Raw genomic sequence first — 23,362 nt, 5'->3', positions numbered from 1 at the left:
TCCCATTTTGACTTATTCATGGGAACAGCGTAAGCTCAGTGAGTTGGGTAAGGTTCTTACAGGGAATACACCACCTACTTCTGAAAGAGAAAATTGGGCAAAAGATGAGAACGACTACGTTTGGATTACCCCAACAGATATAAATGCGCTTAAGATGTCAGGTTCGGAACGGCATTTGACTGCAGTCGGATGGGGAAAAGCGAGATTTGTTCCTTCTAATTCTGTTCTTATTACGAGTATTGCATCCATTGGTAAAAATGCTATAAATACAGTTCCAGCAGCGTTTAATCAACAGATAAATGCAATCGTTCCGATTGGAAATAGTGCATATTTTATTTTAACAGCTATGGAAAATGAAAAAGCTCGATTTGCAGGATTGGCAGGAAAGACAGCAACAGCAATAATTAATAAAACTGAGTTTGAAAAGTTTTCGTTTTTAGTTCCGAAACTTCAAGAACAAGAGCGGATTAGTGGATTTTTTGAAAATTTCGATAACCTTATCACCCTTCATCAGCGTAAGCCGTATATTTATACCAATCAGCAAAGTCCTGAGAGGGTTCTCATTACGATGTCGATATCCTTGTTCTCCAATTCGTGGATGATATGAAGGTATGTTTTCTGTGTCGTTGTCATACTTGCATGCCCAAGACGTCGTGCCACGCTGGCTATGGAGACACCGGCAAAAAGCAACAGGGACGCATGGGTATGACGAAGTCCGTGAATGGTGATTTCCGGCAAGCCTTCTTGTCTGCAATATCGTGTAAGGATGTCATTCACCGTGGCATTGTACACATTCCCTTGCACAAAGATCGGCGCGTCTTCCGGTAATCCTTTGATCAGTTCGGAAAACTGAATGACCATTTGCCAGTCAATTTGTACCTTGCGGACGGAGGATTTGTTCTTCGTCGGGAGGAACCCTCCGTTTCCTTTATAATTCCACGTCTTGTTGATCGTAATCATCTGATGGGTGAAGTCAAAATCCTTGGGAGTCAAAGCCAGCGCTTCCGAAAACCGGAGTCCGGTCTTCGCCACGAGCAAAATGAACCAATCCCAAGAGATATGAGCCCCAAGGTGTAGTGAAGCAAGAAGCGTATGCAGTTCAAACTGATTGAGAAACTTCACTTTCTTCGCTTTTGGCTGCCTCCCTTTGATGATTGCTTTTCGCGTGGGGTCACGATCGATCAAACCATCATCCACCGCATCAATGATCGCTCCTTTCAACTGATGGTGAAAATCCATCGTGGTCTGTCGTTCATGAGCCTGGGCGTATTCGTTCAAAAGCTTCTGATACTCAATCCTGGTCAACTCTCCAACTTTCAAATCCGGCGCAAGCTTTCTTACCCAATCCTGCGTCATGCGATACTTTTCCATCGTTATGTCACGTATCGCACCTTTTTTATAAACAGTAACCCACTGTTCATAATAGTCACAAAAAAGATCATTCTTGTGCACATCATTTACCATTTGATTTTCCTCTTTCATGCATGTGTTCACCGGCTTACGAAGATGAAGAATGCAACGTCATCCTACAGGTTTTTCGCAGAGAGGTCAGAGGAGAAAAACCAGGACGAACCAAAAGCAATTGTGTTCTTTCAAGCACCACAAAATCGCATGAAACAGCCCGGTGCTGAACCGTTCGTTTTTGCCGTTGTTGGGTTTGTTTTTGTTCCATCTGTACCAACACACCTTCACATGCCATACTGCCCGCCAAGGAGTTTTACCATGAAAACAACGATTCGATTGGGTGCGCTCATCGTAATGGCCATTTCATTGGTCGCGTGCGCAACACCAAAACAGACCTCCGTTGCGGTGACCGCCCCGGTGGAAGTGAACATTGCCATCCCCTCCGGCGGACTGATGATCCCGGCCACGCTGACGATTCCCGCCATCGAGAGCGGAAAGACCGTTCCGGCGGTGGTGATGATGCATGGCACCGGCAGCAGCCGCGATGAAGCGGGAAACGGCTACAAGATGCTGGCGCCGGAACTGGCAAAAGCGGGCATCGCAAGCATCCGCTTTGACTTCCCCGGCAGTGGAGAATCCACGGCGAGCTACCGCCTGTACACCAACAGCGAGGCCGTCCGGGAAGCCAGCGCCGTCGCTGATTACCTCAGAAGCCTGCCATTCATCGATGGCAAACGCATCGGCGTGATGGGCTGGTCCCAGGGAGGGACCGACGCATTGCTCGCCGCGGCGCGGGATAACCGGTTCGCTTCCGTGCTGACCTGGGCGGGAGCGCTGGAGATCGGGGACATGGCCACCGAGGAAATGCGGAAGGAAGCCAAAGAGAAAGGATACACCCTGATGACCTTTGATTGGCGTGATCCCCTTGAACTGTCCGAACAATGGATTGAGGAAGCGGACAACGATGACGTCCTCGCCGAGGTGAAAGCCATCAAGGCTCCGATCATGATGCTCCATGGTGACCAGGACACCACCGTGCCTCCCACCGATGGCCAGAAGGTCAAGGAAGCGTCGTCCAATCCGGACAGCCAGTGGGTGTTGATCCCCGGCGCCGACCACACCTTCCTGATCTTCACCGGCGACCTGACGGCCTTCCACCTGCTGGAAGAGAAGACGGTCGACTGGTTCACCAAGACACTGTAACGATTCCCTTGCGGCCATGGCGTTCCATGGCCGCTTTCGTTGACAAAGCCACATCCCTGCCGTACCGTACTTTTGTAGATTGGAAATACAAAAGGAGTACGTCATGCTGGAAGAACTGAAACAGCGCGTCTATCAAGCGAATATGGATCTGGTGAAAAACGGACTGGTGCTGTTCACCTGGGGCAACGCCAGCGGCATGGATCGGGAAAGCGGTTGCTTCGTCATCAAGCCAAGCGGCGTGGACTACGCCACCCTGAAGCCGGAAGACATGGTGGTGGTTGACCTGAAAGGGGATGTGGTGGAAGGAAAATACCGCCCGTCAAGTGACACGGCGACCCATCTTGAGATCTACAAGCAGTTCCCGCAGGTAGGAGGAATCGTCCACACCCACTCCACCTACGCCACATCATGGGCCCAGGCGGGACGGAGCATTCCCTGTTACGGAACCACCCAGGCGGATTACTTCTACGGAGACATCCCCTGCGCCCGTTCCCTGACGACGGATGAAATCAAGAACGATTACGAAAAGAACACCGGCCTTGTGATCTGCGAGACGTTCCGTGACACGGACATTCTGGCCGTGCCGGGAGTCGTCTGCGTCAACCACGGTCCGTTCGCCTTTGGAAAAGATCCCGAAGAAGCCGTCTACCACGCCACCGTCCTTGAACAGTGCGCAAAGATGGCGTTCCTCACCGAGGAGATCAACCCACGGGTACGGACGGCGCAGCAGGCCATTCTGGACAAGCACTACCTCCGCAAGCACGGCAAGAACGCCTACTACGGCCAGAAGAGCACATAAGCCAGAACGACAAGAATTCCGACGATCAACAGGATGTCCACCAACGGCGGGAAGGAACGGCGTACGGAGAAGTGTTTCCGGGCGAATTCCTCCCGCGCGACGGGATCCAGCTTCAGGTAGGATTCCATCAACTCGGGATCCATCGGAAGAAACCGATACCGGTTGGAGAGCGTCACCTTGAAGAAGGCGCACAGTTCCTTGTCGATGAAATAGGTCTCATCCTCCAGCATCACCAGATTGGTGAACCGTCCTTCCCGTTTTTCCTTCCCATAGCGGACGATGGTCTTCTTCAGCGTCTCCATCCGGTTTCGGGCCGTGAGGTAAATGGAGGATTGGATCCGTACCAGCACGTAGTCCATGGGGACAAGGTGCCGGGTTTTTGGCTCTGGTACAAGAAAATTGTTTCGGGAGGTTTCCCGCTGTCCCCACCCTAACGGGTATGGATCGACTGGGTGTGCCTCAGGTCGAACAGCAGTTTGATCAAATTGACGTGGTACGGGATGAACGACCCATCCTTGATCATCTCCCGGATGTCCCGCTCGTTGGCACCGCGCACCTCGGCCACCTCGGACTCCTGCAGCTTCACCTTCATCACGTGCAAGATCACGGACGACCACGTAGAAGTCATGGATCGTTTCGAAGAGTACATCGTCAGCGCAGGACGGTCAAAGACGATCTCCACGCCCAGTTCCTCTTTGGTTTCCCTTCCCGCGGCGTCCCTGCTTTCCTCTCCGGAGAGCACGCTGCCGCCGGAAGAAACATCCCACAGCCCAGGCCACGCCTCTTTGTTGGCGGTACGTTTCTGGATCAACAGGCTTCCCTTGCTGTTGAACAGGCAGACATGCACCGCCTTGTGGTATTCCCCATTCTGGCACTGCGCGCCACGCTCGATCGTCCTGCCTGTCTTCAGGCCATTCCTGTCGTAGATATCCCAAATCTCCATATCCACCCCTTCAGGGCAAAGTATACTTCATTCACCCCAGCTGGTCATCCGTATCTTCGCAACTTCGCCGTTTTCCTGTAGGATGGAAGCATGCGAATCACAGGTGGACTCTATCGGGGGAGAACGGTCATCTGCCCGCCGGGTGTCATCCGGCCGGCGATGGATATGATGCGGGAATCGTTGTTCGACCAATTGGGAAGCTTGTCAGGCCACAGCTGGCTTGACCTGTTCTCCGGCTCGGGGTGCGTCGGCATCGAGGCGGCAAGCCGCGGCGCCTCCCCGGTCGTCCTGGTGGAAATGGACCGCATCAAACGACCCACGATCCTGAAGAACATCAGCTTCGTGACCAGCGACATCTCCCTGGTGATGGCCGACGTGTGGGACTACATTCCCAAGGCCGAGAGGAGTTTCCACTACGTCTATGCCGATCCTCCGTTCGCCATGGACGGGAAGATACGCCTTGCCGGGGCGGTCGACCAGGCCGGGCTCCTCGTCCCCCAGGGACTGTTCATCATCCATTACCCTGCGGAGGAGAAAGGAAGCTGGCCTGAGGTGATCGGAAACCTCCGGTTTCTGGATGAACGGAAGTACGGACGGAGCATGCTCCGCTTCTACCGCAACAGCAAGGAGGACGCATGAACGACCTGCATCCCCAGATCGCCACAGCAGAAGAGAGCGCCGAGCTCAAAGCGATGTGGAACGAGATCTTCCAGGAAGAACCGGATTTCCTGGAAACCTACTTCACCCGGCGGTACCGTCCGACAGGACGTCGTGGTGATCATCCAGGACGGGGCCATTGCCAGCAGCCTGCACGCCCTTCCCTGCACGGTGGAGGGGCAGCCGTGCCGCTACATCGTCGGAGCGGCAACCTGGCCCCGGTGGCGCCGCCACGGCATGATGGGTGCCCTCCTCTCGTTCGCCCGAACCCACTACGGCGTCCCGATGGCCCTGTATCCGGAAGAGACGGCCCGGGACCTGTACGGCAAATGCGGTTTCCACAGCCAGAGCATCTGGGTGTACGATCTTCCTGGGGAAGAAGGGGCGATCCCTCCGTCCCCAAAGGTGACGGCAGAAACGCTCGACGCGTGGTACCATGCCACCGGTCCGGCTCTGGAGCGCGATGCGTTGGCGTGGGAGTTTTTCCTGGACGAATTCCACCAGAATGGCGTGGCGGTGGACGGAGCGTATGCCTTGATCCGCTCCCAAAGCGCCGTCGAGGTGGGCTACCGCGACAGGGAAGCGTTGGAACGGCTCATCCCCGCCCTCCGGCGGCGTGGGATCCAAACGATGGTGCTTCGCCAGCATCTTCCCCTTCCCTATCCTGTCCGGTCGATGCTGGGCGGCATGTACGACGACAAGAAGCTTGCAAACGTCTTTGTGGGGGAACAGTATTGAGAATCCTGCATACCTCCGACTGGCACCTGGGGTGCGAGCTGTACGGACAACGGAGAGCGGAAGCATACGACCGGTTCCTCGCCTGGCTGAAGAAGACCATCGTCACAGAACACGTGGACGCGCTCCTTCTTGCCGGCGATGTGTTCGATACGGCCAATCCCCCGCATGGAGCGGAAAAACAGTATTATTCGTTCCTCGCCTCGCTTTTGGGCACCTGCTGCAAGGATGTGGTGGTCATCGCCGGAAACCATGACTCCCCGACCAAACTGGAAGCGGCCGGAGAGTTGCTCTCCGCACTGAACATCCATGTCATCGCCGAGCCCAACGAAGAAAAGCTCATCATCCCTGTTGGCTCTGATGTCGTCGTACTGGCCGTCCCGTTCCTCCGTCCCGCCGATTTCCTTTCCGGCGTGGAAGGAGAGAGCCAGCAGGAAAAGACGGTACGCTTTTCCCAAGCGGTCAAGGCGTACTACCAAAAGCTGGTCGACCAGGCAAAAGGAACATACCCCGGACGAAAGATCATCGCCATGGGCCACTGCTTCCTCTCCGGCTCGGTGGTTCCGGACGACATCCATGGAGGAGCGGTGCCCGTGGGAGGTCTGGAGAACCTGGGAACGGACATCTTCCCCGCTTCCGTCTCCTACGTCGCCCTGGGGCACCTGCACATCCCCCAGAAGGTGGAGAAGGAATGGATCCGCTACAGCGGCTCCCCCATCCCCATCTCGTTCTCCGAAGTGGGTCGGAACAAGGAAGTGGTGCTGCTGGATACGGATACCGATCCCATCACCATCCAACCCATACCCATCCCGGAATTCTCCCACCTGGAGGTGATCAGGGAAACAACGGTATCGGCGATGACCGACCGTCTCTCCCTTCTGGCCAAGGAAACGGAACCGGTCTGGGTGGACGCCCGATACACCGGGGAGGAACCAGTGGCCACGCTGACGGAAAGCCTGCAGGATGCCGTGCAAGGCACGTCGGTGAGCATCCTGCGTATTTCCGATGAAGCGCGTACCCGGAGGATCCTTCGGGAACAGGAACAAGCCCAGGACATCTCCCAGCTCTCGCCGATGGACCTGTTCACGCTGAAATGCAAGGAAGAAGGCGTCACCACGGAGCAGATGGAAACGCTCCAGCCGTTGTTCCGGGAGATCGAAGAAGCGGTGCGGAAGGGAGGTGGCGATGCGCATCCATAAGGTATCGCTGGAGAACATCAACTCACTGTACGGACTGCATGTCATCGACTTTGACGCACCAGAAATCGTCCAGTCCGGCCTCCTGTTGATCCAAGGGGAGATGGGTTCGGGAAAGACGACCATCATGGACGCCATCACGCTGGCGTTGTACGGGATGACACCCCGGCTGGAAGGAGAAAACAAGCCCGGCGCCGTTTTGATGAGCCAAGGGACGGGATACTGCTCCGCCGAGGTGACGTTCAGCTCGGACGGCGTCACCTACCTCGCCCGCTGGAGCCAGGCGACCGCCCGGAGGAAACCCGGAGCCAATATCCAGCAACCCACCGTACAGCTTGCCATCAAGGACGGCGCTATTCTTTGTGAGCGGCTTTCCGAATACGCCCAGGCCGTCCAGACGGTCACCCATCTGGATTACGACCAGTTCGTCACCTCGGTGATGCTTCCCCAAGGCAGGTTTGCGTCGTTCTTGTTGGAAAAGAGCTCCAAGCGTTCCCCGCTTCTGGAGCAGATCACCCGCACCGGGGTGTACAGCGACATCTCGACGGCGGTCCAGGCACGCTACTCCCAGGAAAACCGTGCCGTGGAGAACCTCAAGGCACGCCTCTCCGGCATGACGCTGCTGTCCGACGAAGAGCGGAAAACCCAGACGGAAAAACGTACGGCTCTCCAACAAAAGAAGCAGGAACTCCAGAAGCAGATCGACGACCTTTCGGAAGTCAAGATGCGGTGGGAGGCGATCGCCCGGAGGGAAGCGACCCAAGCGGAGATCACCCGGCGGGAGGCGGCGCTAACCCTCGCCCGTCAGGAACATCAGAAGGATATCCAGCGGCTTCAACGGTTTGAGGAGATTAAACCGTTGCTTCCCCAGCTCCAGGCAATCCATACGGAGCATGACAACCTCGAATCCATCGAAAAGGAATTGAAACAATCCCTCGCAACCAGGGAAGCGGTCAATCACGCCGAGACGGAAGCAAAATCGGCCCTCACCGAGGCACAGGGAAAGGCCACCGCATGGGAGAACGAACGGAAACGACGGAACGACCTGGTCACCAAGGCCCGGAACCTGGATGAGAACATCACTCGCCAAAAAGAAACGGTCGCAGCGGCCAAGACGGCATGGGAGACCGCCGACAAGCAACTCCAGACGGCCCGGGAGGCCCAACAGGAAGCGGACCAACGGTACGCTGACATAATCCAGCAGTCCCTGGACGAACAAACCTGGCGGGAAGCGCACCGTTCGGACGCCACCATCCCGACGGAGCTCTCCGGACTGGAAAGCCGGGCGGACGCGTTCGCAGCGTTGGAAGCGCAGTTGCAAACGATGGAGGAGCAACGGCAAGAGCTTTCCCAGCAGATCAATGAAGCGCAAACGGCTCTGGAAGAATCCCAGCGCACACACCAAACGGCCAAGGACGCCCTCACCGAGATCACGACCAAACGGGATGCGCTCAGGATTCAACGGGAGACGTTGCTGGACGGTCATGAACTGTCCGAGCTGTACCAGGCAAAGTCAGACCTGGAACGATCCAAGAACGCATGGACCCTGGTGCAGTCTTTCGAGGAACAACGTTCCCACCTGGTCGAGGGGGAGCCCTGTCCGCTCTGCGGCGCGACAAGCCATCCCTACGCAACCAGTCTTCCCCCCGACCCCCAGACGGAGGAGGCGATCGGGCAGCTTCAGGAACGCATCAGCAAGGTGGAGAAACTCGGAAAGCAATTGACCGGACAGGAGGACGCCATCACCAAGGCACAGGAGGCCCTCCGCCCCTTGGATACGGCATTCCAGACCCAAAAAGAAGCCCTTGCACTCCTCCATGCCAAGCTCACCGACCTCTCGGCGCGATACGACCAATCCGTCAAGGACAGGGACGCCAAACGGGAGGAACTCTCCCAGGCGGTCAAACCGTTCGGATACGACGGCTGGGATGATTCGGTTCGGAAAGCGTTGAAATCCCGGGCTGACGCGTGGAGCGAGCATGACCAGAGGGGACGCGAGCTGGTCGGAACCCTTGCCACCGGGTCGTCATCGGTGGACGCCAAGCGTGAGGCCACCGACGAAAAGTGGAACCAGCAGGAAGAAGCACGGAAAGCGTGGAATGAAGCACAGGAAATCCTCTCCTCCTGGGAAACGGAACGCGCTGGCCTTTTGGACGGCAAGAGCGCCGACCAAGAGGAACAAGCCATCCTGGCGGAAGACAAACAGGTCAAAGCGGCGCTTTCCCAGGCAGAGGGAGCCTGCCAGGAGGCCCATGACCACACCACCAAACTTGAGACGTCCATCACCTCGCTCCAAGGGCAACAGACAAAGGCCGGAACCCAGCTGGATTCCCTCACGTCGGCGTTTGAAATCCAGCTTCACCAGCGGGGAATCGCCGATGAAGCGGCATTCTCCGCGTTGGTGCTGGATGATGACGAAGCGGCGCGGATCTCTGGTCTGCGCAAGGCGGATGACGACGAGCAGACGGCCATCACCACACTGAAGGAAACAGTGGAGAAAGAACCGGCCCCCCTCCGTCCCGACCAGCCGCTTGCCGTGGTGGTGGTGGAACTGTCCAGACAGCAGGCAGAGAAGGAAACAACCGTAACGGAGATCGGCGCCATTTCCGCCATCCTGCAGGCGGATGACAAGAACCGCCAGGCATACCAGACCCAGGAAGAGGCGATCAGGCAAGCGGAGGCGGTGTGCGCCCAGTGGGCCCTCCTCAACCAGCTGATCGGCTCTTCCGATGGCAAGAAGTTCCGTGACTACGCCCAGGCCATCACGTTCCGGCGCCTGATCCAAAAGGCAAACGAACAGCTGAGAAAACTCAACGACCGGTACCTGCTCGCCGACGACCCCGAAAAACCGCTGGAGTTCTTCGTCTACGACACCTGGCAGGGGGATGCCAAACGGACGGCAAAAAGCCTGTCCGGCGGCGAGTCGTTCATCGTCAGTCTTGCCCTTTCCCTGGGGCTGGCGTCGATGAATGCCGGGACGGTGAAGATCGACTCGTTGTTCCTGGACGAGGGGTTCGGCACGCTGGGGACCGGAGGAAGCCCAGTCCGTCGTCCAGTCCCTTTCCCGCCTGGGGGGAACGGACAAGACCATCACCATCATCAGCCACGTACCGGTGCTGGAGGAATACATCAGCGCCCGGATCACCGCGGTGAAGCACCCATCCGGCAAAAGCGATCTGAAAGGGGCCGGGGTTTCCGGCTGAGCGATTCCTGGCTATATTGGAGGCAGGAGGCATCCAATGGCAAGAGTTTGGGCATACTTGGGCGAGAGTTTCAACGACCTGAGCGACAAAGACAAAGAGATGTTGGGAAACCTCCAGAAGAGCGGGAAGTTTTCCAAAAAAGAAATCTTGGCGTTCAAGAAATCCTTGGCGGCGCGCCAGTATGACGAGAAGTTGCTGCAGTCAGCCGTAGACTTGCATAAGGCAGACACCAGCAGGTCCGTCAAAGAGTGGTACGCGTTTTTGGAACAGCACGCCGAGACGTAAGCAAACAACGGGTGTACTTTTCCCCGATGGAAAGGTATACTTCGACACATATGATCATCAATACCAATCTGGTCGGAGCGGACAATGTAATGCGGCTTCGGTTCATGACGTATACGTATGAAACCGATCCGCATTATCATGCCCGTCTCCCCTTCTATTTCGGCATCGTGCAGGACATCGCAGGCTTGCACGCCGCATGCCGCCATCTGTCCATTCCGGAACTGCAGAAGCAGGGAAAGACCTGGGTGATTCTCCGGACCCAGATGAAGGTGTTCCGCTACACGGCATGGCCGGAGGATGTGCTTGCCGAAACGTGGGCCCAGGAGCCAGTGGGGCTGCACATGCCCCGTGGCGTGCGCGCCTACGACGAGCAGCACCAGATCCTGTTCGAGGCCATCACCCAGTGGGCCGTTTTGGATCTGGAGCACGGATTCCGCCCCATCCGGCCGGGAGAGATCACCGACACGCTGAAAGTGCCCGCCGCGACGGATACCGTCCACCATCTGGAAGGGAACCTCCCCAAGCGGCTGTTGTACGACGCTTCGGGATGCGGCACTTTGTCCTCCTACCAGCCGGTGATCCACCTGTTCGATACGGACGGGAACCACCACGTGAACAACATTTCCTACGTGAACTGGATGCTGGACAGCCTGCCCAACACGTTCCGGGACGCCTACAAGATCAGCGAGATCGACGTTTCCTGGATGCGGCAGACGTTCTTCGGCGACCAGGTCACCGTATATACCGGCAGCACCCAGCAGGATCCCCTCACCCAGGAGGAACCGACGTTCTTCCACAAAATCGTCCGCACGGAAAAGGATGGAAGCCTGACCACCGTGTGGGAAGGGAAAACCGTCTGGAAAGAACGGTACCAGCTGGCCCGAAAGAGCCAGTTCAGTTTATAGTCGGGAATTTGCGAAGTGTGGGGTCTTTGCCCAGCAGCAGGCCGATGGATTCGGTGACGGCGCATTCCGTCCCGTGTTTCTGGTTGGCGCTGAAGTAACAGTACCAGCACTGCTCATCCGCCTTGTAGCGGACATCACAGCTGGTGATGTACCGGCTGGCCCATCCGGACGATGGGGATGACAACACCACCGGATGGGGTGTGAACGGTTGGAAATCCACGCCGTCCGGCGAGGTATACAGCACCAGGTTGCTGCGGGTCCTCCCCGTGGTACGATCCCACCCGAAACTGCAGGCGAACGCGGCGAATCCGTCCTGCATCTGCACGACGCGCACCGAACCGGTGGCCATGTTGCGGTACGGATCGTCCGCTTTGGGCCGGAACAGGATCCGGGGATCGCCATACGGACCTTCCAGCTTGGCTGAGGCAGCCCGGGCGAAGTACGTGCTGGCCTTCTGGCCGGAATCCGCAAGCACCAGATGGGAAGCGCCAAAATACAAGACATATCCGTCCTGCGTCCGGAACAGCTGGGGTCGGGATATCCTGGCCTTCTCCAGTCCATCCTTGGCGAACGGGACACTGGTCGCCTCCAGCAGAATCTTCGGCTCACTGAACAGGATCAGATCGGAAGAGGAGCGCATCTCCACCCGGCTGGTCTGGATGACCCGTGTCTCCCGGGTCCTCCGGCTGAACTGCTGCATCAGGTTGTCATGTTTCTCATACAGCAGGTACCACATGCCGTCCTGGTAAAAGATCGACGGGGAATGCCCCCGGAACTCGATCATCTTCAACGGTTCCCACCAGATGCCATTGGCGCTGGTGAAGTGCTCCAGCCCCACCCAGGTGTGAGCGAACAGATGCCACTTGCCGTCGGGAGACTGGTCCGGGAACAGAAAGCAGGGATCACACAGACGGGGCATGTACCAACGGCTTTGGATCATCGCCTCGTCGCTGAACGGATACCAGGAGACTTTTCCGAATTGGGAAAGCTGCAACGGTTCTTTCATTCTTGCTCGGAGCGGGGCTTACGGGGATGACGCGTCCACAGCGGCGCCATCTTGTCCTCAAGGTTGAATTTACGCGAGAGGGCTTTGATGATCACCGAATACAACCAGAAACTGCCGCCAATGCTGACGATGAACGACAGGGAAATCCACAGGGGAACCAGACTGCTGTTTGGATCGACCAGCGTGGAGATCAACACGAAACAGATGAAGAAGAGGACCAGCATCAGGACGAGGTTGAGTACCGTCGCCGCCACCATGAACCAAACCGTGTTACTTTTCTTTGACATCTTTCTCCCGTTCCTTTTGCTTCAGCGTATCCGATTTGGACGGAAACAACAACGTCAGCATCAGCAGGATGGCACTGACCACCAAGGATGCGTCGGCGATGTTCCACGTCGGCCAAAATTCCATACCGAACAAACCATACACCCGGTTTGCCATGAAGTCCACCACCCGGAAATGGCGGAAGATCCGGTCGGTCAGATTGCCCATCCCCCCACCCAGGAAGACGGCCAGGATCCATCGTTGCCGTTCCGTCACAAAATTCTTGGGGGAGAACATCACAAAACCGACGGCGATGAGAAGCGCCAGCGGGATGATGATGAACCCGAACAGCTTGACCCACAGCGGAAGGTTCGTCCCCATGCTGAAGGCGATGGCGGTGTTCCGCACGTGCCAGATCTCCAGGAAATCCCCCAACAGCCGGTAGCCGACGGTGTTCTCCGGGATATGGGCGACGACCCACGCCTTGGAAAGCTGGTCGCAGAGGAGAATCACCGCGGTGAGGGAGAGGGGCGCGTATCGTTTCATCACAACCCCGTCGGATGGTCGACGAACACCGTCTTCAGACCGAATTGGTCGGAAAGGAGCCGTCCCAACGCCTGCACGCCGAACACTTCACTCTGGTAGTGCCCTCCGCCGATCATCGTGATGTGCCGCTCCTCACAGGTGGAGAACTGTTCGTGCTCCGCCGCTCCGGTGACGAAGCAGTCCAACCCAAGGTCCAACGCGGCATCCACATCATCGCTTCCCGCACCGCTGACAAAACCAACGGTGTGGATCTCCTTCTCCCCGAACGGCAGCACCACGGCATCGGAGAAGCCCAGCTTCCGGCAGATCTGCCCGGGAGAAAGGGCTGTTTCGCTTCTGCCCCACCACCCCAGGTTGATGCCGTGGTACGGGGCGAACGGCTTCAGGTCGGACAGACCGAGGATGTTCGCCATCTGCGCGTTGTTCCCCACTTCGGCATGGGCGTCCAACGGAAGGTGGCTGACAAACAAGTCAAGCTGGTGGTCCATCAACAGGCGGAGCCGCTGGTACTGGTTTCCCGTGACGGGAAGCGGGCGCCCCCAGAACAGGCCATGATGGACGAGAAGCAGGTCGGCATCCTGCCGGATGGCCAACTGGAACGTTGCCAGGCTTGCATCCACCGCGCAGACGACCCGTTGGATATCCCGGTCTTCCGGAGCGCCGACAACCAGCCCGTTGGTCGAAGGATCGATGCCTTCGAACCGGTCCAGTTCCAGATAGGAAGAGAGAAAGGTGACAAGTTCCGAACGTTTCATGAAGCCAGTATACCTGTTTTCTCCGTCCTCCGCGAGAGGGATGACCATTTACCGGTTTGCTGATATATTCACAGGCATGGCAGTGCATGATTTCACCATCCGCGAACTCTCCTATGAAGAGGCTTCGTTCGAGTACAGTCCTTCCGTGGTGAAGGACTGCCGCGGACTTTCCTACGACGGGACGATCATCGGGCAGCCCAGGGCGCTCCGCGCCTTGGCCATGGCCCTGGCGATCCAGCAGAACGGATACAACGTCTACGTCAGCGGAGACAACGGCAGCGGGCGGCTTTCAGCGGTGCGCCGCATGGCAGAGCAGTTCCGTCAGGATACCCGCATGCTGAAGGACATCCTGTACACCTACAACTTCCAGGAACCGGACAGTCCGGAAATCCTGTTGATTCCTGTCGGGGAAGGACAACGGTTCTCCGACGGCATGGACCAGTTCGCCAACCAACTGAAGAGCGACCGCACGGCGGCCGAGGCGACGTTGGACGGTCTGGAGAAGCAGTACACCGAACCGGCCTGCGTCCGCTTCTTCGAGCGGGTGCGGCATGACATCCAACGCAATGGCGCGACGACGGCGGACAAATACCGGGTGCGGCTTCTGGTCAACCACAGCGGGGATACGGAGCGCCCGTTCATCGTCGAGACCCATCCCACGTTCACCAACCTGTTCGGCTCGGTGGACAAATCCTGGCAGTACGCCCATCTGGCGCTGCACGCAGGCTCCCTGCTGCGGGCAAGCGGCGGATTCATCGTGCTGGATGCCGGACAGGTCATCGAGGAGAAGGGATTGTGGGATGCATTGAAACGATACCTCTCTGCCATCGAGGACAGCCCGCATCCCATCGGGGAACTGCAGAGCCCGCCGGTCCGGCCGGCCATCGCGGCGCTCCCGCTGAAAGTGATCATGATCGGGGACGAGGACACCTACGACAACCTCTGTGAGAAGGACGACCTGTTCCTCTCCCTGTTCAAGGTATCCGCCCAGTTCGACTATTCGATGGAAGCCAACAGCAGGAACATCTCCCTGGTGGTGACGCTGCTGGACCATTTCACCCAACAGGACGGCCTGCTTCCCCTGACGGATGACGGCATGGCGCAGATGCTCCGCTACAGCGCGTGGTACGCCGAAATGCGTGATGAGCTGACCACCCAGTTCTCCCAACTGCGGGACGTGTTGTTCGAAGCGGACTACTGGGCACGGCAGGAACACAAGACGGCCATCGACCGAGAGATGGTCCTGAAAGCCAACGACGAGCGGACGTTCTTCTCCGGCATCTCCGAGGAGCGGATCAACAAGGACATCATCAACGGAGAGCTGGTCATCAGTCTGGAAGGGACCAAGGTCGGGATGGTCAACGGCTTGGCCGTGATGGACCGCGGTTCCAGTTCTTTCGGAACTCCGACGGTCATCAGCGCCACCGTCGCCCCGGGCAACGAGGGAATCGTCAACATCGAGCACGAGGCGGGCCTGTCCGGAGAGATCCACGACAAAGGCCTGTTGATCCTCCAGGGATACCTGCGCAAGCACTACGCCCGGAACTTCCCGCTTTCCATCTACGCCGGCATCGCGTTCGAACAGAACTATTCGGAGATCGACGGGGACAGCGCGTCCTCAAGCGAACTGTACGCCCTCCTCTCGGCCATCGGGGAACTGCCCGTCCGCCAGGACGTGGCGGTGACCGGGTCGGTGAACCAGATGGGCATGCTCCAACCGGTCGGAGGCATCAACGAGAAGATCGAGGGATTCTTCAAGACCTGCCGGACCACCGGATTGACCGGCCACCAGGCGGTGATCATCCCCTACCAGAACATCCGCAATCTGATCCTCCCCTACGAAGTGCTGGAAGCGATCAAGCAAAAGACGTTCCACATCTACGTGGCGAAGACGATCGATGAAGGGATGGAAATCCTGACCAACCGTCCGGCGGGAAGACGGAACGACCGGGGCAATTTCCCGGAAGACACGTTCAACTGGCAGATCGAAAACCGCCTGAAGAAGATGTATCAGGCGGTCCAGACGAAATAAGGATGCGGCGGGTTTCCCCGCCGCGCTTGTTCAATAGGCCGCAAACGGATTCTCGTTGGGATACGGGACGTTCTTCGGACGGTTGTACCCGATCTCCTTGACGCCCAGCATCCGGAACAGGCTGAACAACGACTTGCCGTAATGGCCGAACGCCACCGCCCCGTGATGGGGGAAGTGCTGTTCGATCAACACATGACGGTAGAAACGTCCCATCTCAGGGATGGCGAAGACGCCGATGCTACCGAAGCTTTCCGTCGGCATGTCCAGCACTTCCCCTTCGGCCATGTAGGAGACCAGCTGGCCACGTGCGTTGCCCTGCAGGCGGTACAGCGTCACCGCGCCCGGTTTGAGATCCCCTTCAATGGTGCCGCGGGTGATGTCCGGTTCCCCGTTCGGCTCCAGGCTCCGCTTCATGATCAACTGGTAGCCCATGTGGGGATGGCTCAACAGGCTGGAGCAGGTGTTCCCGCAGTGGAATCCCATGAACAGGTCATGCAACGTGTACGGAAGCTTCTTTCCTTTCAGATATGAAGGAGGCACCGTGTTGTTGATGTCCAGCAGTGTCACCGCTCCACCGGAGACGCAGGTACCGATGTACTCGGAAAGAGCCCCGAAGATATCCACCTCACAGCTTACCGGAATGCCACGACCGGCCAACCGGCTGTTCACGTAGCAGGGAACGAACTTGAACTCCGTCTGGAACGCCGGCCAGCACTTGTTGGCGAACGTCACGTACTGGCTGGAGCCTTTGTGCTCCTTCGCCCAATCCAGCAACGTCAGCTCATACTGGGCCAACCGGGGGATGACCCCGCTGTACGGGTTCTTTGGTCCGAGCTCCCGTTCCATATCCTTCTGCACCTCGGGGATCCGGGGATCGTCCTTGTGCTTGTTGTAGGCGACCAGCAGGTCAAGCTCGCTGTTCTCCTCGATCTCCACACCAAGGTCGTACAACGGCTGGATCGGCGCGTTGCAGGCCAGGAAGTCCTGCGGCCGGGGACCGAAGGAGATGACCTTCAGGTGCTTCACCCCGATGTACGCCCGCGCGACGGGCAGGAACTCTTTGATCATCCCGGCCACATCCTCGGCACCACCAACCGGATAGGACGGAATGTAGACATGATCCAGCGAGCGGAGCCCCAGGTTGTACGAACAGTTCAGCATGCCGCAGTAGGCATCGCCCCGTCCGTCATACAGGTTTCCGTCCCCTTCCGCCGCGGCGGCGATCATCACCGGTCCATCAAATTTCTGGACAAGCAACGTCTCGGACGTCTCAGGGCCGAAGTTCCCCAAGAACAGGATGAGCGCGTTGCAATCATGGGCTTTCAGGTCATCCAACACCTGGGCCACCTGGGTTTCCTTCTCAATGGTGATGGGACATTCATACAGGCCATCGCCGTATGCCGCGCTGATGGCATGACGGCGTTTTTCCGACAAACTCACCGGGAAACAGTCCCGAGAGACGGCTACCAACGCCGGTTTCACAACCGGAATATTCTCCATAAGTGCACTCCTTTGCGTTAACGTACACGTACAGTATTTTCCCCTTTTGCCCGGTTGTCAACCTTTTCCGACAAAAACCCACCTCCATCTCCGCTCATCCCGAGGGGGGGCATCCCCCTCTCGGGAGAATCATCGAGTTATTCGTGCTGGCGCTTTTCCCAAAGGGCGGGAGACTGTCCCCATGCGACGCACCACCATCATCCTTGTCATCATCATCTGCCTGACGGCCGCCCTGGCCATCTGGAAGAAAACGGGACCGGAACTGCCCGATGGCGACATCCCCTCTCCCACGTTTCTGGCCGCAACCCGCTGGACATCTGAGGGAGGCGCTTCCTCCCCGACCCTTCCCGAGGTGGGGTGGGTCATCAAATCCATCACCTTCTCTGATGGCGGGGATGTCATCACCCTTTCCGCCACCGGAAAACGGGATCTTGTCTTCCGGATTGCCAATGGCACGTTGTATCGGGAAGGAAAAGACAGCGGGCTGCGTCTCCGCAAGGACGGGACGGCGACGAATGTCCTGTTCCTTTTCAGCACGGAGAGCAGAAAGCGTGTATACTTTGAGACATCATGAGCACCACGTACCTGCTGGTTCCCGACTTCACCGACCTCGCTCCGTACCTCAGTCCGCTCCCCGGCGTAGCGATCATCCCGGTGGAGCCGAAACGGAGGGGCGACGCCTTCACCCCATGGCCGGCGGTCATCCCGGCGCTCCACGGTGGCGGCCGCTTCGGAGGCAAGGCAGACGCCTACCTGGACAAGCTGATGAAGACGATCCCCACCGATGGGAAGCTGGGGATCATCGGGGTGTCGCTGGGAGGGTTGTTTGCCGTGTACGCAACCATCACCCACCCGGTCTTCTCGTTCTGCGCTTCCATTTCCGGGTCGTTCTGGTATCCGGGCTGGACGACCTGGCTTGTCGATCAGCCCATTCCTCAGACGTCGTACTACTTCTGTTCCGGAGAAAACGAGGGACGGGGAAGAAAAGACGAGTTGCGGGAGAGCAGGACGGCGACGGATTTCACCAGCACCACGTTGCGGGGCACCTACCAGACCGATCCGTACGGCCACATGCACGCCTTGGACGTACGTATGGAACAGACGCTCTCGTGGATACAGAGCCAACTTTCTCCCGTCACGCCCTCGCCTTCAGTCCACAACCGTTCAGGATCATAGCGACCACGTCATGGCCCAATGCGGTAGAGGGAGCCGCCGGATAATACGCATACCGTCCAACCTTCACCGGGGTATCGGTGCGTTTCCTCTGCTCCATGATGGCATCCGCACAGGAGATCGCATTCCGCACCGAATCGAGGGAGAGCCGGCCCAGAATCTTCTGCTTGAAATTCCGTTCTCGCTTATAAGCTTCCATTTGGGAAAAACTGCACGAGAACGTTTGGTTGATGACCTCCAGATAGTGGTTCCTGGAATCGACACGGACACGAGAAAGTTTCTCTTTGGGGAGGTTATGGAGGATGATCCAGAGATCAAAGGTGAAATTACTGTAGCCGAAGATGAAATTCACCCCTTTTTGCTTTTGCATGTCACCCAAGCAGGTTCTGAACGCGGTTTCCTGTTCATGGGTGTCTTCCTCATAATCACAGAGATGAATGACAGGGGTATGCCCGACCAGGTAGGATTTGACCAATTGCGACGGCAATCTGCATTGTTTGATGACAAACCGCACGTTTGCCGTCGCCGCTTGTTCCTTGTTGATCTGCGCACACAACCACTCCAGGTACCATTGTTCTGTAGACCCTTCCACGGAAAAGTAAAACAACTTGGTTGTTTTCTGCCGGCCGGGTTTCAACTCTTTCTCCCCTTTTTTCCATCCGAACGAGATTGCGCCTTTTGGGTGAAAAGCGGGGAAAGATCAATATGACGAACCGCACCATATTTGCCGATGAGATAATTCTTCAGGTAATCCTCTCCTTTCCGTACCGCATTCGCTCCCGTGGTGGGGAAATCGGAAAGGGCATACAGCGTACTGGCTTGGGTGTGTTCATCCCGATCAATGAATTTGATCTCATCCCGCCGGAACAACTCCCCGTCCAAATACAACGGATTTTGGGTGTTGAACAAAAGTTGGGCTCCGTTGGTATTGATTTCGTCGTTATGGAAGATTTTGATGATGTTCATGACGACGAAGGAATGCAATGACGCGTCAAATTCATCGATCACCAATGTCTTTCCGTGTTTGATCGCATCGGAAAGAAGAGGGAACAGGTTCATGAAACGTACCGTGCCCAGAGATTCAAAGGTCTCCGCGGGAAGAATGCAGGTTTTCTTGGGGTCCTGAGGTGACGGGATCAGAGAACACAACTTCGCATCCGTCTCCCCTTTGGGAGTGAAGTATCCCAACGCGTTCCCGGTAATGCCGAATTTTGGCAGTACCGGTTCCAGAAGCCGGGTGACCCGCGGGCCATTTTGGGGCGCTTGCGGGAGCAGAGGGCCGGAAGCGAGGGTGTTCGAGGAAAAGAAAACCAGCAAGTATTGACGAAACCAGTCCTGGATCGCAGCTACTTGTTTTGCTGCGTACAATGATTTGAACCCACCGGTGAGAAACAGTTCTTCAGGGTCAAGATTATCAGAACTCGCCTTGCTGAGCACAATTTTATCTTTTTGGGAAAGGGTACCTTGGTCAGAAAAGGAAACGGAAAGAGGTTGTTCCGCTTCCCTCCGGAAGGCTTCTTTTCCATCAACGACCAACACTTCTTCAAGGATTTCCCGCTTGGTTTCCGTATCAAGGAATGTGCCAATGAGAAAAGAAAGATGATACGTATAGTGATGTCCAAGATGACAGAAGGTAATGGAGAAACTGGTGGGATGTGGTTCTGTGAAGGATTGGTTCGGTATCAATTCCAATCGTTGCGCTGCGGCATCAGGATCGGGAGCGTCAATCTTGTTTCTGATGTTTCCTCGCAGAATGATCATCTTGAATACATGCAGGGCGCAAATGACGTTCGATTTTCCAGAAGCATTCGGACCATAGAAAACCGAAGAACAAAGTCCCTGGCAATCCTCCTTCCAACGTGGGTATGGAGAATACTGTACAAAAGGTCCTTTTGCTTGATCACCGGCTCCAAAGAGAGCTTTGTCTCATCACGAAAAGACTTGAAGTTCGCAAAAGAAAAGCTTACAAGCATATCAGCTCCTCAACTATCTTTGTATTATTCTTTGCAATTATTCGCTTATTACACCGTATAATATAGGTTATATTGGAAAAGTTTGCAAATATTTTGCAAGTATAAGATATCGATGGACACTCACGCAAGATGAATCCCTGCAGGCAAAGGATCAACCATCCAGTGGGTTCAAACCCAATGGGAGAGCATGATCCCCACGGCGACGGAGACGTTCAGGGAACCTTTGGTGCCGGAAAGCGGGATGGAGACACGTCCCAAGCTGTGGTCACAGAGGGAGAGCAACGCCGGTGAGACGCCCATCTCCTCGCTGCCGATGACGGCATACCCTTCGGAAGGGAACGGAAAGGAATGGATGTCCGTCCCGCCCAGTTCCAGCGCGAAGACCGGCTTGCCACGAAGCAACGAAACCATCGCATCCTCGGAGAGCACCTGGTGCGCCACGGTGTCCACCGTCCCACGGGCGGTTCGGACGCACCGGGGATGGCTCACCTGTGCCGTCCCCTCCACCATCAGGATCTCAGCGATGCCGAAGCTGTCCGCCGTCCGGAAGATGGAACCGACGTTGAACGGAGCGCGAAGACGATCCAACACCAACGTGTGGGGTTTGATGACGCGCCGCTGGGCATCCAACCTCCCCTCCGGATCGGTGAAGTCCCAATCGGACGGTTCGGCCCCCAGCACGGAAAGAAACAATTGGGAAACATCTTCCAGGGTGAACGCAAGATCACGGCCTGTCCGTGTTTCCATCAGGACGGCAAGGCCATCCAGACGCGCCAGAGCCGAAGAAGACAGGAGGGCGCGCACCTTGGGCAACGCAAACACCTCCCGAATCGAGCGGACATAGCCCATGTCGACGGGACGACCCGCAACCAAATCCATCGCCGCTTCGTGCAGCACGATGGCCGTCTTATGGACGCACACCCGGTCGGGCAGCCCTTCAAGCTTCCTCAGGGTAATCATCTTTCTCCTTTCCGGGGCGCACCAGAACGGCGAATTCCCCTTTGACGGCCGGACGGGATGAAAGATCATCCGCCACCTCCTGTGCCGTGCCGGTCAGGTACTCCTCATGGATCTTGGTCATCTCCCGGCCGACGACCACCTGCCGTACTGCGTCCAGCTGGGCGATCTCCCCCAGCGTCTTCACGATGCGGAACGGAGACTCATAGATGACGAACGCCTCGTTTCGGGCGAGCAGTTCGGTCAGGCGGCTTGTCCTCCTTCCCGCTTTGGGGGAGAGGAACCCTTCGAACGTGAAGCTTTTACCGGTGAAGCCGGCGGCGCTGACCAACGTGACCACCGCGGAAGGCCCGGGGATCGGGCAGACCGGATAGCCTGCCTGACGGACCGCTTCGGCAAGGCGGGACCCAGGATCACTGACCCCCGGGGTGCCGGCGTCACTGACATAGGCGACGGACAGTCCTTGGGCAAGCAGACCGATGATTCCTTTGGCGCTGTCCGTCTCATTGTAGGCGTGACAGGCGATCTGCCGCTTGTGGATCTCATAGTGGGAGAGCAGCAACGCCGTGTGGCGGGTATCCTCGCAGGCGATCACATCCACCGCCTTCAACGTCTCCACCGCCCGGTAGGTGATGTCCCCAAGGTTTCCGATGGGTGTGGCAACCATGTACAATGTCGCGCTCACGTCCGCTCCTCCCCAAGCCAGTATAGGAACGAAAAGAACTGTTTGCAATCCGCAATCCCAGAGAGTATACTCGTACGTGTACGTTTCCAACGCAAAGGAACAGTGATGACGATCAAGGAAATAGCGGAAAAAAGCGGAGTCTCCATCGGCACGGTGGACCGGGTGGTCCACCAGCGAGACGGAGTGTGCGAAGAAACCCGTCGGCGGGTCCAGGCGATCATCGACCAGAGCGGGTACAAGCCAAACACCTACGCCCGGAACCTCAAGCTGGGCAAGCACTACCACATCGCCGTACTGCTCCCCTACCTGCAGTCGGAATCACGATACTGGGATTTGGTGGCAAGCGGCATTCTCAAGGCGGCGCAGGAGCTGGAAAGCTTCAACGTCGTGGTGGAGATCCATCAGTTCCATCGGGAAAGCACGGCGGATTTCCTCGCGCTGTTCCAATCGGTGATGGCCACCCATCCGGAAGCGGTATTGCTTCCCCCTCCCAATTCCGAATCAATGAAAAAGATCAAGACGATGGAGGATCTTCCCCCCGTCTGTTTGATCGACTCGGCCTATCCTGACTTCCCCGCCCTGTCCACCATCGCCCAGAACGCCTACCGCGGCGGATTCGTCGCCGGCAAGATCAGCAGACTGCTTACCGGCTCTTCCGGGCGATACCTCTGCCTGCAGATCCATCCGGATGCCTACAACAGCAGGCAGCGGGCCGCGGGGTTCCGGGCCAATCTGGAAGGACAGCCTGGCAATCAGGTCACCGACGTCGTCTTCCCCACCGAGCAGGCGCTTCCCGGCATTTTGGACGGAGTCTTCGCAGAGCATCAGGACATCCGGGGCATTTTCGTCACCTCGTCCATCACCGGCGCCGTCGCCTCCTATCTGGTCTCCCGAGGCAAAAAACAGAACGTCGTGCTGGTCGGCTATGATCTCGTTCCAGAGAACCGCAAGGCGCTGGAAGACGGAGGCATCGACTGCATCATCAGCCAACGCCCGGCGTACCAGGGGTACACCGGGGTGTACCAGCTGTACAAACAGGTGGTGCTCCAGCAGACCCCGGAACCCAATGTGCATATACCCATCGACATTTTCTTCAAGGAGAATCTCGTCGATACGATTGATTGAAAAAGGAGAGGAACGA

At 57.2% G+C, this 23,362-nt stretch carries 24 protein-coding genes; 12 read left to right on the top strand and 12 right to left on the bottom strand.

Annotated elements, in window-relative coordinates; translation table 11 throughout:
• Nucleotides 1–7: 7 nt before the first annotated feature.
• Nucleotides 8–607 (top strand): restriction endonuclease subunit S, encoded by a 600-nt coding sequence (locus tag LKE28_03950; GenBank protein ID MCH3907407.1) that lies wholly within the window; start codon nt 8–10, stop codon nt 605–607.
• Here LKE28_03950 and LKE28_03945 read toward each other — a convergent pair.
• A complete protein-coding gene (locus tag LKE28_03945) occupies nt 538–1,464 on the bottom strand; it encodes a site-specific integrase (GenBank protein MCH3907406.1) in 927 nt (308 codons plus the stop codon). The two genes, LKE28_03950 and LKE28_03945, sit on opposite strands and share 70 nt — an antisense overlap.
• A 258-nt stretch (nt 1,465–1,722) precedes the next feature.
• Here LKE28_03945 and LKE28_03940 point away from each other — a divergent pair, with 258 nt between their 5' ends.
• Both LKE28_03940 and LKE28_03935 read left to right on the top strand, forming a co-directional pair.
• Nucleotides 1,723–2,607: an alpha/beta fold hydrolase gene (locus LKE28_03940; protein ID MCH3907405.1), complete on the top strand. Its 885-nt coding sequence runs from the start codon at nt 1,723–1,725 to the stop codon at nt 2,605–2,607.
• A gap of 106 nt (nt 2,608–2,713) precedes the next feature.
• Entirely contained in the window at nt 2,714–3,406 is a 693-nt protein-coding gene (locus tag LKE28_03935) for an L-ribulose-5-phosphate 4-epimerase (protein ID MCH3907404.1), read from the top strand.
• On the opposite strand, the gene LKE28_03930 is transcribed toward LKE28_03935, so the two are convergent.
• Nucleotides 3,385–3,765, bottom strand: coding sequence for a hypothetical protein (locus LKE28_03930; GenBank protein MCH3907403.1), 381 nt, complete (start codon nt 3,763–3,765; stop codon nt 3,385–3,387). The genes LKE28_03935 and LKE28_03930 overlap by 22 nt on opposite strands.
• Nucleotides 3,766–3,836: 71 nt before the next feature.
• A complete protein-coding gene (locus LKE28_03925; GenBank protein ID MCH3907402.1) occupies nt 3,837–4,349 on the bottom strand; it encodes an NUDIX domain-containing protein in 513 nt (170 codons plus the stop codon).
• A gap of 90 nt (nt 4,350–4,439) precedes the next feature.
• On the opposite strand from LKE28_03925, the gene rsmD reads away from it, so the two are divergent.
• The 5 genes from rsmD to LKE28_03900 all read left to right on the top strand — a co-directional run bounded on the left by rsmD (nt 4,440) and on the right by LKE28_03900 (nt 11,330).
• Nucleotides 4,440–4,988 carry a 16S rRNA (guanine(966)-N(2))-methyltransferase RsmD gene (gene rsmD / locus LKE28_03920; GenBank protein MCH3907401.1) on the top strand — a complete coding sequence of 183 codons (549 nt, stop codon included), beginning with the start codon at nt 4,440–4,442 and terminating at the stop codon, nt 4,986–4,988.
• A gap of 135 nt (nt 4,989–5,123) precedes the next feature.
• Nucleotides 5,124–5,744: a GNAT family N-acetyltransferase gene (locus LKE28_03915; GenBank protein ID MCH3907400.1), complete on the top strand. Its 621-nt coding sequence runs from the start codon at nt 5,124–5,126 to the stop codon at nt 5,742–5,744.
• Complete coding sequence (locus LKE28_03910) at nt 5,741–6,940, top strand: exonuclease SbcCD subunit D C-terminal domain-containing protein (protein MCH3907399.1); 1,200 nt, start codon at nt 5,741–5,743, stop codon at nt 6,938–6,940. The genes LKE28_03915 and LKE28_03910 overlap by 4 nt, the downstream gene beginning before the upstream one ends.
• Nucleotides 6,927–10,325 carry an AAA family ATPase gene (locus tag LKE28_03905; protein ID MCH3907398.1) on the top strand — a complete coding sequence of 1,133 codons (3,399 nt, stop codon included), beginning with the start codon at nt 6,927–6,929 and terminating at the stop codon, nt 10,323–10,325. The genes LKE28_03910 and LKE28_03905 overlap by 14 nt, the downstream gene beginning before the upstream one ends.
• Nucleotides 10,326–10,475: 150 nt before the next feature.
• Complete coding sequence (locus LKE28_03900) at nt 10,476–11,330, top strand: thioesterase (GenBank protein ID MCH3907397.1); 855 nt, start codon at nt 10,476–10,478, stop codon at nt 11,328–11,330.
• Here LKE28_03900 and LKE28_03895 read toward each other — a convergent pair.
• From LKE28_03895 to LKE28_03880, 4 genes are read right to left on the bottom strand one after another with little or no spacing between them, the layout of a single operon-like run.
• On the bottom strand, nt 11,320–12,336 hold the full coding sequence (locus LKE28_03895) for a hypothetical protein (protein ID MCH3907396.1): 1,017 nt from the start codon (nt 12,334–12,336) through the stop codon (nt 11,320–11,322). The two genes, LKE28_03900 and LKE28_03895, sit on opposite strands and share 11 nt — an antisense overlap.
• Entirely contained in the window at nt 12,333–12,623 is a 291-nt protein-coding gene (locus LKE28_03890; protein MCH3907395.1) for a leader peptide processing enzyme, read from the bottom strand. The genes LKE28_03895 and LKE28_03890 overlap by 4 nt, the downstream gene beginning before the upstream one ends.
• Nucleotides 12,607–13,146 carry a signal peptidase II gene (gene lspA, locus LKE28_03885; protein MCH3907394.1) on the bottom strand — a complete coding sequence of 180 codons (540 nt, stop codon included), beginning with the start codon at nt 13,144–13,146 and terminating at the stop codon, nt 12,607–12,609. The genes LKE28_03890 and lspA overlap by 17 nt, the downstream gene beginning before the upstream one ends.
• Nucleotides 13,146–13,901: a Nif3-like dinuclear metal center hexameric protein gene (locus LKE28_03880; GenBank protein MCH3907393.1), complete on the bottom strand. Its 756-nt coding sequence runs from the start codon at nt 13,899–13,901 to the stop codon at nt 13,146–13,148. The genes lspA and LKE28_03880 overlap by 1 nt, the downstream gene beginning before the upstream one ends.
• A 76-nt stretch (nt 13,902–13,977) precedes the next feature.
• Between LKE28_03880 and LKE28_03875 the strand changes: the two genes are divergently transcribed.
• A complete protein-coding gene (locus LKE28_03875; protein ID MCH3907392.1) occupies nt 13,978–15,933 on the top strand; it encodes an AAA family ATPase in 1,956 nt (651 codons plus the stop codon).
• Between the two features lie 30 nt (nt 15,934–15,963).
• Here LKE28_03875 and LKE28_03870 read toward each other — a convergent pair whose 3' ends face one another.
• Complete coding sequence (locus LKE28_03870) at nt 15,964–17,433, bottom strand: fucose isomerase (GenBank protein MCH3907391.1); 1,470 nt, start codon at nt 17,431–17,433, stop codon at nt 15,964–15,966.
• 181 nt (nt 17,434–17,614) lie between these two features.
• Here LKE28_03870 and LKE28_03865 point away from each other — a divergent pair, with 181 nt between their 5' ends.
• Nucleotides 17,615–18,007 (top strand): hypothetical protein, encoded by a 393-nt coding sequence (locus LKE28_03865; protein ID MCH3907390.1) that lies wholly within the window; start codon nt 17,615–17,617, stop codon nt 18,005–18,007.
• The gene (locus LKE28_03860; GenBank protein ID MCH3907389.1) at nt 18,004–18,609 is read left to right on the top strand and encodes an alpha/beta hydrolase-fold protein; all 606 of its coding nucleotides are present in this window, start codon (nt 18,004–18,006) and stop codon (nt 18,607–18,609) included. Before LKE28_03865 ends, LKE28_03860 begins: the two co-directional genes overlap by 4 nt.
• Here LKE28_03860 and LKE28_03855 read toward each other — a convergent pair.
• The 4 genes from LKE28_03855 to rsmI all read right to left on the bottom strand — a co-directional run bounded on the left by LKE28_03855 (nt 18,569) and on the right by rsmI (nt 22,203).
• A complete protein-coding gene (locus LKE28_03855) occupies nt 18,569–19,243 on the bottom strand; it encodes an RloB family protein (GenBank protein MCH3907388.1) in 675 nt (224 codons plus the stop codon). The two genes, LKE28_03860 and LKE28_03855, sit on opposite strands and share 41 nt — an antisense overlap.
• Nucleotides 19,240–20,367, bottom strand: coding sequence for an ATP-binding protein (locus LKE28_03850; GenBank protein ID MCH3907387.1), 1,128 nt, complete (start codon nt 20,365–20,367; stop codon nt 19,240–19,242). The genes LKE28_03855 and LKE28_03850 overlap by 4 nt, the downstream gene beginning before the upstream one ends.
• A gap of 380 nt (nt 20,368–20,747) precedes the next feature.
• Nucleotides 20,748–21,539, bottom strand: a complete 792-nt coding sequence (locus LKE28_03845; protein MCH3907386.1) for a TrmH family RNA methyltransferase — start codon at nt 21,537–21,539, stop codon at nt 20,748–20,750.
• Complete coding sequence (gene rsmI / locus LKE28_03840; GenBank protein ID MCH3907385.1) at nt 21,517–22,203, bottom strand: 16S rRNA (cytidine(1402)-2'-O)-methyltransferase; 687 nt, start codon at nt 22,201–22,203, stop codon at nt 21,517–21,519. Before rsmI ends, LKE28_03845 begins: the two co-directional genes overlap by 23 nt.
• Before the next feature lie 123 nt (nt 22,204–22,326).
• Here rsmI and LKE28_03835 point away from each other — a divergent pair, with 123 nt between their 5' ends.
• Entirely contained in the window at nt 22,327–23,346 is a 1,020-nt protein-coding gene (locus LKE28_03835) for a LacI family DNA-binding transcriptional regulator (protein MCH3907384.1), read from the top strand.
• Nucleotides 23,347–23,362: the final 16 nt, after the last annotated feature.

The sequence above is a fragment of the Sphaerochaeta sp. genome (assembly GCA_022482495.1).
GTDB lineage: Bacteria > Spirochaetota > Spirochaetia > Sphaerochaetales > Sphaerochaetaceae > RUG023.
This window is presented reverse-complemented; position numbering and strand designations above follow the sequence as displayed.